Genomic DNA, 11,626 nt, shown 5'->3' on the forward strand with positions numbered 1-11,626 from the left:
CGTCGTGCGACGGCGAGTTCGCGTTCGTACGACCGTTGTGCCGCGTTCGCCGAACGGCGCGCGCGTCACCGCACCGCGACCACCGCCGACCCGTGGCTGAAAAGTCCCTGGTTCGCCGTGAGCCCGACCTGTGCTCCGGCCACCTGCCGGGCGCCCGCCTCCCCTCGCAACTGCCAGGTCAGCTCGCAGACTTGGGCGATCGCCTGAGCGGGAACCGCCTCCCCGAAGGAGGCCAGCCCTCCACTGGCGTTCACGGGTATGCGCCCGCCGAGCGCCGTCGCGCCCTCCCGCAGCAGCTTCGCGGCCTCGCCCTCGCCGCACAGCCCCAGATCCTCGTACCACTGCAACTCCAGGGCGGTGGACAGGTCGTAGACCTCGGCGAGGGAGAGGTCCTCGGGTCCGATGCCGGCCTCCTCGTACGCGGCCCGTGCGATCGACGCGCGGAACGGCTCCGCGGCGGGTTCCACGGCGACCGCCGAGTCCGTCGCGATGTCCGGCAGGTCCAGCACGGTGTTCGGATAGCGCGGCGTCACCGTGGACACCGCCCGGATCCGCACCGGAGCCGCCACCCCGTGCCGACGCGCGAACTCCAGGCTGCACAGCACCAGAGCCGCCCCTCCGTCCGAGGTGGCGCAGATGTCCAGCAGTCGCAGCGGATCGGCGACGACGGCGGAGGCGGCGACCTCCTCCGCGGTGACCCGCTTGCGGTAGCGCGCGCACGGATTGAGCGCCCCCTGCGCCGCGTTCTTCACCTTGACCTGTGCGAAGTCCGCCAGTGTGTCCCCGTGCAGGGCCATCCGTCGGCGCGCGTAGAGCCCGAAGTACGTCGGGTTGGTCGCGCCCAGGACCCGGAAGCGCAGCCAGTCGGGGTCGTCCGGCCGGTCGCCGCCCGCGGGCCGGAAGAACCCCTTGGGTGCGGCATCGGCGCCGACCACGAGCACCACGTCCGCGAGTCCGGAAAGGATCTGCGCCCGCGCGGTGTTGACGGCCTGCGCCCCCGAAGCGCACGCCGCGTACACGCTCGCCACCCGGGCCCCCTGCCAGCCCAGCGCCTTCGCGAACGTCGCCCCCGCCACATAGCCCGGATACCCGCTGCGCACGGTGTCCGCGCCGACGATCGAGTCGACCTCCCGCCACTCCAGTCCCGCGTCGGCGAGCGCCGCTCTGGCTGCCGCCGTCCCGTATTCGACGAAGCTGTGCCCCCACTTGCCCCAGGGGTGCATGCCCGCGCCGAGCACCGCAACCTCTCCCGTCATGCCGTCTCCCCCCTCGGCCGCCACTGCCAGGTCGTCCAGACCGTCTCCGCGTCCTCGTGCAGCACGCCCTGGACCACCTCCACCACCATGCCCACCGTCAGATCGGCGACGGTGACCCCCGGAACCGCCTGTCCCAGCACCACCAACCGCTCGGCCTCCAGCTCCACAGCGATCAACGCGTACGGTTCCCACGGAAGTTCCGGATCAGTCACATACGGTGACGGAGGCCGGTAGCGGCTGTCCGTGTACGACCAGACACGCCCCCGCCGCGACAGCGGAACCTCTTCCAGATCGCCACCCGGACACCCTGGGTTGCGGCAATGCGAGTCCTCGCGTGGAAAGAAGACCGAGGTACAGGCCGCGCAGCGGGTACCGAGGAGCCTGAAGTCGTCCCCGTCGCCGGTGAACCATCGCTCGACCACGGGTGTGCGTGTACGTGACATGAGCCCTCCCCGACAGGTGATCTGACGGAACGTCAGAAGTGTGCCACGGGCAACCGTAAATGAGCAGGGCCTCTTAGCAGAACCAAACGGGCCCTTGCGGCGTCGTCGTATCGGTAGAGACGGCCGGGGCCCACGGGGGTGGCTCCGGCCGTCCCTCTGTCCGCATCACTCGAACGCGTGCGAGTGCATCCGATCGCTTCCCCGGCGGAACGAACTCCTGATAGATGCAGGAGACATGACACGATTGCCCGCCGCGCTCCGCGTACTGGTCACCTCGATCGCCGCCCTGCTCACCCTGACCGCCGCCTCCGCCACCGCCCGGGCGGCAACCGAGCCGAAGGCACCCAGGGACTTCGTGGCCCTGAGAGCCGTCGATCCCACGATCGTCCAGGAGATGCGCTACTTCACTCCGCACAACTTCGTAGGCGAGCCGATCGACGGCTACGACCAGCCCCTGTGCATCCTCACCCGACCCGCCGCCCAGGCCCTCCACACCGCGCAGCTCTCGCTGCTGCGCCAGGGCTACACCCTGAAGGTGTACGACTGCTACCGGCCGCAGCGCGCCGTGGACCACTTCGTCCGCTGGGCCGAAGACCTCGACGACCAGGCGATGAAGGACGAGTTCTACCCGAAGGTCGACAAGACCCGGCTGTTCGCGGACGGTTACATCGCCGAGAAATCCGGCCACAGCCGCGGCTCGACCGTCGACCTCACCATCGTCCCGCTCCCGGCGAAGCCGACCCGGCCCTACCGGCCCGGAGAACCGCTGGTGCCCTGCTACGCGCCCCAGGACGAGCGCTTCCCCGACAACTCCGTCGACATGGGCACCGGGTTCGACTGCTTCGACACCCTCTCCCATACCCTCGACCCGCGTATCCAGGGCGAACAGCGCACCCACCGGCTGCTGCTCAAGGGCACCCTGGAGAAGCTCGGCTTCGTGAACCTGGCCGAGGAGTGGTGGCACTTCACCTACAAGCCCGAGCCCTTCCCGGACACCTACTTCGACTTCCCCGTGTCCTGGAAGTCCCTCGCCGGGAGACCTTGACCGGCCCCCGAGAGACGCCCTCTCCGTGATCGGATACAGTCCGCCGCGTGTCCGAGAATCAAACCTCCGTCCCCAACTCCGCGCCCGACTCACACTGTTCGAGCTGCGGCACGCCCTACGGAGAGGGCATTTCCGGCTGGCCCCGCACCTGTCCGGTCTGCGGGACCGTCGCCTATCGCAACCCGCTGCCGGTGGCGGTGGCCCTTCAGCCCGTGTACGACACGAAGGGCACCGCCCTGGTCGTCATCACCCGGACCGTGTCCCCCGCGCGCGGGGGCGTCGCGTTGCCCGGCGGTTACATCGACGACCGGGAGGACTGGCGGCAGGCCGTGGTGCGTGAGCTCAAGGAAGAGACCGGCATCGACGCGTCGAGCCGCGATGTCCGGCTCATCGACGCGATGAGTGCACCCGACGGGCACCTGCTGCTCTTCGGGCTGCTGCCGGAACGCCCGGCCGGTACTCTCCCGCCGTCCACCGCCACGGACGAGACGGAGGGCTGGCACCTCCTGCGCAGGCCGGAGGAGCTGGCCTTCCCGCTGCACACCGTGGCCGCACGGGCGTGGTTCGAAGGCCGCTACATCTGAGCTCAGCCCTCCACCAGCCCCCGTACGCGCACCGGGTGGGGCGGCGCGCCCCCGCCGCCCTCACCGTCCCGCTCGACGATCAGCTGCTCGCCCTCCCAGCGGGTGACGTACCGCTCGATCCCCGGCTCGTCCCACCCGTCCCCCGGGTCCGGCACGACCAGCCCGCCCCCCGTCCGCCCTCGGGCGGGCGCCCACACTTCCAGTTCCAGCCCGCCGTCGTCCCCGCGTACGGGGACGACGGCACCCGCGCGCGCGAGTACGGGTATCCGTGACAGGGGAGCGTCGATCAGCACCTGCGCCGGCCCGTCGTACGCCTTTTCCGTTGCCGTGTCGTACCAGCGCCCCCGCGGCAGCTGCACCGCCCGTCGGTCCGCGCCCGGACCGAGCACCGGCGCCACCAGCAGACTGTCGCCCAGCAGAAACGCATCCTCACAGTTCCGCAGCGCGCGATCCTCGGGCGCACCCCACCACAGGGGCCGCACATAGGGCGCTCCCGTGCGCCGGGCCAGATGCGCCAGCGTGACGAAGTACGGCAGCAGCCGACGGCGTTCGACGAGTGCCACGCGCGCGTGCTCCAGCACCTCAGGTCCGAACTCCCACGGCTCCCTACGGCCCGCCCGCAGACTCGCGTGCGTCCGGAACAGCGGCAAGTACGCGCCCAGCTGGAACCACCGCAGATACAGCTCCGGCGACGGACTGCCGTCGAAGCCACCCACGTCCGGCCCCGAATACGGCACCCCGCACAGTCCCAGCCCCATGACCAGCGCCAGTGAGGCCCGCAGCCCGGGCCAGCCTGTGGCCACGTCACCGGACCACGTCCCCCCGTAGCGCTGCATGCCCGCCCATCCCGAGCGGGAGAACAGGAAGGGCCGCTCCCGGGGTGCCAGCGCGCGCAGACTCTCGTAGGCGGCCTGGGCCATGCACAGCGCGTAGACGTTGTGCGCCTCCCGATGGTCGCCGCCCACTCCGTCGAGGGCGTGCCTGGCCGAGCGCGGCAGCGTCGACTCCCCGAAGGCGGTGAACGACACGGGCTCGTTCATGTCGTGCCAGAACCCCGTGAACCCCTGCGCCAACCGCTCCTCGTAGAGACCGCCCCACCAGGCACGCACGCGCGCGTGCGTGAAGTCCGGGTAGACCGCCTCCCCTGGCCAGGCCACCCCCCGCACGAGCCCGCCCGAGGCGTCCTGTACGAACGCCTCCTCGGCCATGCCGCTGTCGTACACGGCGTTGCCCGGTGCCGCCTTCACCGCCGGGTCGACGATCGAGACCAGCCGGATTCCGTCGCGCCGCAGGTCCTCGGCCAGTTGGGGCAGTTTGGGGAAGCGCTCTTGGTCGACGGTGAACACCTGGTGGGCGTCGTAGTGGTCGATGTCCAGATGGACCGCGTCGAGCGGCAGGCCGTGCTCCTGATAGCCCGCGACGATCCGCCGCACCTCCTGCTCGCTGCCGAAGCCCCACCGCGCGTGATGATGACCCAGTGCCCATGTGGGCGGCAGCGCGGGTGCCCCGGTGAGCGACGCCCAGGCGAGCAGCACGCGCGCGGGGGTACCCACCATCACCCAGCAGCGCAACGGACCTCCGTCCATGCGCAGTTCGCTCGCCCCCGACCGGTCGTGGCCGGAGCCGGCACCCTCCTCGCCCTCCCGCAGCGTCAGCGTGCCGTCCCAGGAGGTGTCGTGGAACACCAGATGCGTGGCAGCGTCGGCCACCACCAGCTGAACCGGCATCGTGATGTACAGCGGATCATCACCGGGACCAAAAGCGCGTCCGGGGTCGGTGTTCCACAGCCGGTACGTGCCCTCCCGCAGCCGGGGCCCCGACGCCCGCCCGCCGAGCCCGAAGAATCGCGCGTCCGCGGTCACCTCCGACCGCTGCATCCAGCGCGCCGTGCCCCCTCCCACCGGCTCCCACCAGCGGGGCGGCAGATCACGGCGCAGGGTCACCCCACCGGGCGTACGCACCTCCACCGCGCCGTGCCGCGAGACGGCGACGGTCACCCGCTCGGCCACGACCCGCCAGCCGCCGTCCTTGTCCGGTTCCAGCACCGCCCGGGGGTCCGGCTCCGGGCAGCGGCCCCCAAGCGCGTACGAGGGCTCGGGAACGGCCCCGTCCCAGCCCCAGAAGACGGCGCCGTTCGCGGCGACCGTGATCCGCAGCTCGGACCTGCTGAAGCGGACCAGACCGCCCCCGGGACCGGGCTCCACATGCTGTACGGCACCCGGCACCCGGGCGCGCTCGGCACCCCGCGCAGGCAGCCCGGCCGCATCGGCTCGCCTACGGCGCCATGCCGCCCGCACGGTACGCAACCTCTGAACAGCTCCCTCAGAGCCGACTGCCTTCACCGAACGCACCAGGTCACGACCGTTCATGCTGCTCACCCTGTCATTGACCGCCCCACATGTGCGTCTCGTTCAACTGTCGTTCACCCGTGGCCGGAGCACATCTTCACGACGCGGACTATGTGGGGCGCGCCCTGGTGCAGAAGTCGATCACATGGCATCGTCCGTGTCAGCCGCGTCACGCGCACACCCCAGCCCGTGCGCGGGAGACGCACACGACGCGCACAGTCCGGGAGCCGCCCCATGACGACCGTGAACCCCCAGCCCCTGTGGCAGCCGGATGCCGAACGCATCGACCAGGCCCAGGTCACCAAGTTCCAGGCCTGGGCGGCCGAGCACCACGGAGCCCCGTCCGAGGGCGGATACCCGGCACTGCACCGCTGGTCCGTCGACGAACTGGACACCTTCTGGAAGGCCGTCACGGAGTGGTTCGACGTACGGTTCTCCACCCCGTACGCGCGCGTGCTGGGCGACCGTGCGATGCCCGGTGCCCAGTGGTTCCCCGGGGCGACCCTGAACTACGCCGAGCACGCCCTGCGCGCGGCGGAGACCCGAGCGGACGAACCGGCCCTCCTGCACGTCGACGAGACCCACGAACCGCGCCCGGTCACGTGGTCCGAGCTGCGCCGCCAGGTCGGCTCCCTCGCCGCCGAACTGCGCGCCCTCGGCGTACGCCCCGGAGATCGCGTCAGCGGCTACCTCCCGAACATTCCGCAGGCGGTCGTCGCCCTCCTCGCCACGGCCGCCGTGGGCGGCGTGTGGACGTCCTGCGCCCCCGACTTCGGCGCCCGCAGCGTCCTCGACCGCTTCCAGCAGGTCGAACCGGTCGTCCTGTTCACCGTCGACGGCTACCGCTACGGCGGCAAGGAACACGACCGTCGCGACATCGTCGCCGAACTGCGCCGCGAACTGCCCACCCTGCGCGCGGTCGTCCACATCCCCGTCCTCGGCACGCCCGCCCCCGACGGCGCCCTGGAGTGGTCGGCCCTGACGGCGGCGGACACGGAGCCCGTCTTCGAGCAGGTGCCGTTCGACCACCCCCTGTGGGTGCTCTACTCCTCCGGCACCACCGGCCTCCCCAAGGCCATCGTCCAGTCCCAGGGCGGCATCCTCGTCGAGCACCTCAAGCAACTCGGCCTGCACTGTGACCTCGGCCCCGACGACCGCTTCTTCTGGTACACATCGACCGGCTGGATGATGTGGAACTTCCTCGTGTCCGGCCTCCTCACCGGCACGACGATCGTGCTCTACGACGGAAGCCCCGGCTACCCGGACACCGCCGCCCAGTGGCGAATCGCCGAACGCACACAAGCCACGCTGTACGGCACCTCGGCCGCCTACGTCATGGCCTGCCGCAAGGCGGACGTGCACCCGGCACGCGACTTCGACCTCTCCAAGGTGCAGTGCGTCGCGACCACCGGATCCCCCCTTCCGCCCGACGGGTTCCGCTGGCTGCACGACGAGTTCGAAGCGAGCGGGGCCGACCTGTGGATGGCGTCCGTCAGCGGCGGCACGGACGTGTGCTCCTGCTTCGCAGGCGCGGTACCGACGCTCCCCGTGTACATCGGCGAGCTCCAGGCACCCGGCCTGGGCACCGACCTTCAGTCCTGGGACCCCAGCGGCAAACCCCTGATCGACGAGGTCGGCGAACTCGTGGTCACCAACCCCATGCCCTCCATGCCGATCCACTTCTGGAACGACCCTGACGGCAGCCGCTACCACGACAGCTACTTCGACACGTATCCCGGCGTGTGGCGCCACGGCGACTGGATCACCGTCACCTCCCACGGCTCCGTCGTCATCCACGGCCGCTCCGACTCGACGCTCAACCGCCAAGGCGTCCGCATGGGGTCGGCCGACATCTACGAAGCAGTCGAACGCCTCCCCGAGATCAAGGAATCCCTCGTCATCGGCATCGAACAGCCCGACGGCGGTTACTGGATGCCCCTCTTCGTGCACCTCGTCCCGGGAGCCGCTCTCGACGAGACCCTCCTCAACCGCATCAAGCAGACCATCCGAGAACAACTCTCACCGCGGCACGTCCCCGACGAGATCATCGAAGTACCGGGAATCCCGCACACCCTGACCGGCAAGCGCATCGAGGTCCCGGTCAAACGCCTCCTCCAGGGCACCCCCTTGGAGAAGGCCGTGAACCCCGGCTCCATCGACAACCTCGACCTGCTGCACTTCTACGAGAACCTCGCCCACAAGCGCGCCTGACCGTCAACCCTCGTACGCGGCCTTCGGCGCCGCGATCGCCCCGACCTGCATGATCCAGCACCAACAGGTCCGCGGACCCCTCGCCCGGAAGCCGTTGTCAGTGCCGACAGTTACTGTGAGTGAGCATTGATCGACTGCGTACAGGGGGAAACATGGCGCACACCGACCACCAGACCATGCGGCGCGTCCTGCGCCGCGAAATCGCGGGCACCATCGGTCTGCTGACCGACGAGCACGACTTCCGCGCCATGCGGCGCTACCGCAGCTTCACCTTCGACGACCACACGACCTACCTCCGACAAGTGGAGGCGCTGCTCAAGACCCGCGCCTCTCAGGGGAACCACACGACGGTGGCCCTCTTCGACCCGCAGGAGTACGCCGACTTCTGCGCGGACACAGGCCTGGACCCCGACGTCCCGACGAGCCGCACACGCTTCACGGCCGAACTCGCGACCACCGGCCCCACGGTTCCCTACGAAGGCCAGCGCCTCGCCGACCTCGTTCCGACCCTGATCGACGAGGCCGTACGCCAGGCCACTTGGGAGTACGCGTCCACACTGCTCGCCCGCCTGGGCGCCTGCGCCTCCTGCGGCGAGGACCTCGGCCGTGCGGCCTTCGTCCGCGCCGCAGGACTCCTCGCCCGCATCCTCGAAACGGCCCAGCCGGGATCCCGCCACCTCGTCTGCAGCGTCTCGGGAACACCGGAAACACTCGTCTCCGTCCTCCACACCGACGGGGCCCGCGACGGCACCAACCAGCTCGACGAGGCCGAAGCACTCGAATTCACCACAGTCCTGGCCCTCGGCCTCGCCACCGAAAGCCCGGGTGGGCTCGTGATGCGGACCAGCGCACCAGACACGCCCGACCGCATCTACGGCTGGCGACTGCGCGGAGACGGCCTCGAACCCCTCACCGCCGGCGAGGTCTTCGACGCCTACTGCACCGACATCGAGTCCGGAGACCTCATCTCCCCGGAATCCGGCGTCGACTACTGCACGCCACCCGATCTCGGACAGGGCGGGAAGGGACACCCGACGAGCCACGACCACTGACCACGCAAAGGGGCGCCCCACCCGAAGGCGGGGCGCCCCCCAAGCACTGCCTGCCGAAGGCAGCCTGCCCGGTCCCGACTACTCGCCGGACAGCACGGCCTGAGCCGCGTTGCGCGCCTCATCGGCGCTGTCCGCAGCCCGAGCCGCCGCCGCGGCACGCTCACACTGGGCCAGCGTGTACTTCGCGAGAGTCGCCCGGACATAAGGAATCGACGCTGCACCCATGGACAGGGAGGTGACCCCCAGACCGGTCAGCACACACGCGAGCAGCGGGTCGGACGCAGCCTCACCGCAGACACCACAGCTCTTGCCCTCGGCCTTCGCGGCCTCGGCGGACAGCGCCACCAGGTCGAGCAGCGCGGGCTGCCAGGGATCCTGCAGTCGGGAGACGGCACCCACCTGACGGTCGGCAGCGAAGGTGTACTGAGCGAGGTCATTGGTTCCCAGCGACAGGAACTCAACCTCCTGCAGAACCGAGCGCGCCCGCAACGCGGCCGACGGAATCTCGACCATCGCACCGAACTTCGCCCGAAGCCCGGCGGCACGGCATGCGTCCGCGAACGCCTTGGCGTCGGCACGGTCCGCCACCATCGGGGCCATGACTTCGAGGTAGACCGGCAGCCCCTCCGAAGCCTTCGCCAGCGCTGTCAGCTGCGTGCGCAGGACGTCGGGGTGGTCGAGCAGCGTCCGCAGACCGCGCACGCCCAGCGCCGGGTTGGGCTCGTCGGCGGGCGTCAGAAAGTCCAGCGGCTTGTCAGCACCGGCGTCCAGCACCCGTACGACGACGCGCCCCTCGGGGAACGCCTCGAGCACCTGCCGGTATGCCTCGATTTGCTTCTCCTCCGACGGCGCACTCTTGCTGTCGTCGAGGAAGAGGAACTCGGTACGGAAGAGACCGACGCCCTCGGCTCCCGCCTCGAGAGCGGCCGGCACGTCCGCCGGACCGCCGACATTCGCCAGCAACGGCACCTTGTGACCATCGGCCGTGGCACCCGGCCCGGTCGAGGCGGCAAGCGCCGCCTTGCGCTCGGCGGCCGAGCTCTCGAGCTGGGCCTTCTTCTCGTCGCTCGGATTCACGAAAATGTCGCCGGTGCTGCCGTCCACGGCGATCACGGTGCCCTCGGCGAGCTCACCCGCGCCAGGCAGCGCCACGACGGCCGGAACGCCGAGCGCCCGAGCAAGAATGGCGCTGTGGCTGGTCGGCCCGCCCTCCTCGGTGACGAAACCGAGGACGAGCGTCGGATCCAGCAACGCCGTATCGGCGGGCGCCAGGTCACGAGCGACCAGGACATACGGCTTGTCACTGTCCGGAACACCCGGCATCGGCACCCCGAGCAGCCGGGCGACGATACGATTCCGCACGTCGTCGAGGTCGGCCACGCGACCGGCCAGGTACTCACCGGCACTCGCCAGCAGCTCGCGATACGCGGCGAACGCGTCGTACACCGCACGCTCGGCCGTGCTGCCGACGGCGACGCGACGGTCCACGTCCGCCATCAGCTCGGGATCCTGAGCCATCATGGCCTGCGCCTCAAGCACCGCCTGGGCTTCGCCCCCCGCCAGATTGCCGCGCGCAATCAGGTCGGCCGCCACAGCTTCCACGGCCTTGCGGGCGCGCCCCTGTTCGCGCTCCGCCTCCTCCGCCGGAATCTGCTTGGCGGGCGGTTCGAGGACCGCCGTTCCCATGTGCCGAACCTCGCCGATCGCGACACCGTGGCTCACGCCGACGCCTCGCAGCGTTGTCTCCATCTCACCCGTCTCCGATAGTGCGGCGGGTCCCGCCGCCGCGGTGGTTGTCCCTACTTGCCGTCCTGGGACGGCGCTGACGTCACTTCCAGAGGAAGAGACTGTCGCCGGCCTTCACATCGCCGTTGTCACGGAGGTCGGAGAGAGCCTCGGCCGTGGCCTCGAGCGCCACGATCGGACACACGGCGGACTTGCCGGCAGCCTCGACAGCGGCCGGGTTCCATCGCACGATGGCCTGCCCGCGCTGCACGGTGTCCCCCTTGTTCACGAGCAGTTCGAAGCCCTCGCCGTTGAGCTGAACCGTGTCGATACCGAGGTGGGTGAGCACACCGTGGCCCTGCTCGTCGACGACGACAAAGGCGTGCGGGTGAAGAGAAACGATCACTCCGTCCACAGGCGAAACCGCCTCGGAGGGCTCACGCACGGGGTCGATCGCCATACCGGGGCCGACCATGGCCCCGGAGAAGACCGGATCCGGCACAGCTGCCAGTCCGATGGCGCGTCCGGCAAGAGGGGACGTCACGGTGGTCATGGGAAGCCTCCCAGGGGTGGAGATTCATTTGGGCCGTCACTGTCTGTCCCAGGGACGACGCACTGTTCAGCAGGGTATGTCATATGAAGTTCCGGTTCCGCACCAGAGCTCCCGGTACGCGGCCTTAGGGCACAGCACAAATCGATTTGCGCCCGCTCCGGAGCCGCGTGTACAGTCGTACTCCTGCTTGAGGCTGAGCGATGCGACCAAGCGTCCTTGCCTGGCAGCACCCAACTTGTCAGATCCTATCTCGGGGTCACCTTCCGCATGCCTGCGGGACGGTGGTCAGAGGGACGGAAAAACACTGATAGAGTTTGGAAACACCGAAGGGAAGCGCCCGGAGGAAAGCCGCGAGAGAGTCTCTCGGGTGAGTACAAAGGAAGCGTCCGTTCCTTGAGAACTCAACAGC

The 11,626-nt window shown here is 69.9% G+C and carries 9 protein-coding genes; 4 read left to right on the forward strand and 5 right to left on the reverse strand.

The window, feature by feature from the left end; genetic code table 11:
* Nucleotides 1-65: 65 nt before the first annotated feature.
* Together ACIHFB_RS38550 and ACIHFB_RS38555 are read right to left on the reverse strand one after the other, a co-directional pair.
* Nucleotides 66-1,256 (reverse strand): lipid-transfer protein, encoded by a 1,191-nt coding sequence (locus tag ACIHFB_RS38550; RefSeq protein ID WP_400129336.1) that lies wholly within the window; start codon nt 1,254-1,256, stop codon nt 66-68.
* The gene (locus tag ACIHFB_RS38555) at nt 1,253-1,678 is read right to left on the reverse strand and encodes a Zn-ribbon domain-containing OB-fold protein (protein WP_400129348.1); all 426 of its coding nucleotides are present in this window, start codon (nt 1,676-1,678) and stop codon (nt 1,253-1,255) included. Before ACIHFB_RS38555 ends, ACIHFB_RS38550 begins: the two co-directional genes overlap by 4 nt.
* Nucleotides 1,679-1,934: 256 nt before the next feature.
* Here ACIHFB_RS38555 and ACIHFB_RS38560 point away from each other — a divergent pair, with 256 nt between their 5' ends.
* On the forward strand, nt 1,935-2,744 hold the full coding sequence (locus ACIHFB_RS38560; protein WP_400129337.1) for a M15 family metallopeptidase: 810 nt from the start codon (nt 1,935-1,937) through the stop codon (nt 2,742-2,744).
* A 47-nt stretch (nt 2,745-2,791) separates the two neighbouring features.
* A complete protein-coding gene (locus tag ACIHFB_RS38565; RefSeq protein ID WP_365282660.1) occupies nt 2,792-3,328 on the forward strand; it encodes an NUDIX domain-containing protein in 537 nt (178 codons plus the stop codon).
* A 2-nt stretch (nt 3,329-3,330) separates the two neighbouring features.
* Here the strand turns inward: ACIHFB_RS38565 and ACIHFB_RS38570 are convergent, their stop codons facing one another.
* The gene (locus ACIHFB_RS38570) at nt 3,331-5,697 is read right to left on the reverse strand and encodes a glycoside hydrolase family 31 protein (protein ID WP_400129338.1); all 2,367 of its coding nucleotides are present in this window, start codon (nt 5,695-5,697) and stop codon (nt 3,331-3,333) included.
* A 213-nt stretch (nt 5,698-5,910) separates the two neighbouring features.
* On the opposite strand from ACIHFB_RS38570, the gene ACIHFB_RS38575 reads away from it, so the two are divergent.
* Nucleotides 5,911-7,887, forward strand: a complete 1,977-nt coding sequence (locus tag ACIHFB_RS38575) for an acetoacetate--CoA ligase (RefSeq protein WP_400129339.1) — start codon at nt 5,911-5,913, stop codon at nt 7,885-7,887.
* A 152-nt stretch (nt 7,888-8,039) separates the two neighbouring features.
* Nucleotides 8,040-8,939, forward strand: coding sequence for a hypothetical protein (locus ACIHFB_RS38580; RefSeq protein ID WP_400129340.1), 900 nt, complete (start codon nt 8,040-8,042; stop codon nt 8,937-8,939).
* Nucleotides 8,940-9,017: 78 nt separating this feature from the next.
* Here the strand turns inward: ACIHFB_RS38580 and ptsP are convergent, their stop codons facing one another.
* Together ptsP and ACIHFB_RS38590 are read right to left on the reverse strand one after the other, a co-directional pair.
* Entirely contained in the window at nt 9,018-10,688 is a 1,671-nt protein-coding gene (ptsP, locus tag ACIHFB_RS38585) for a phosphoenolpyruvate--protein phosphotransferase (RefSeq protein WP_400129341.1), read from the reverse strand.
* Nucleotides 10,689-10,767: 79 nt separating this feature from the next.
* Nucleotides 10,768-11,217 carry a PTS glucose transporter subunit IIA gene (locus ACIHFB_RS38590; RefSeq protein ID WP_365282665.1) on the reverse strand — a complete coding sequence of 150 codons (450 nt, stop codon included), beginning with the start codon at nt 11,215-11,217 and terminating at the stop codon, nt 10,768-10,770.
* Nucleotides 11,218-11,626: the final 409 nt, after the last annotated feature.

It is taken from the genome of Streptomyces sp. NPDC051963 (assembly GCF_044593495.1).
GTDB lineage: Bacteria > Actinomycetota > Actinomycetes > Streptomycetales > Streptomycetaceae > Streptomyces.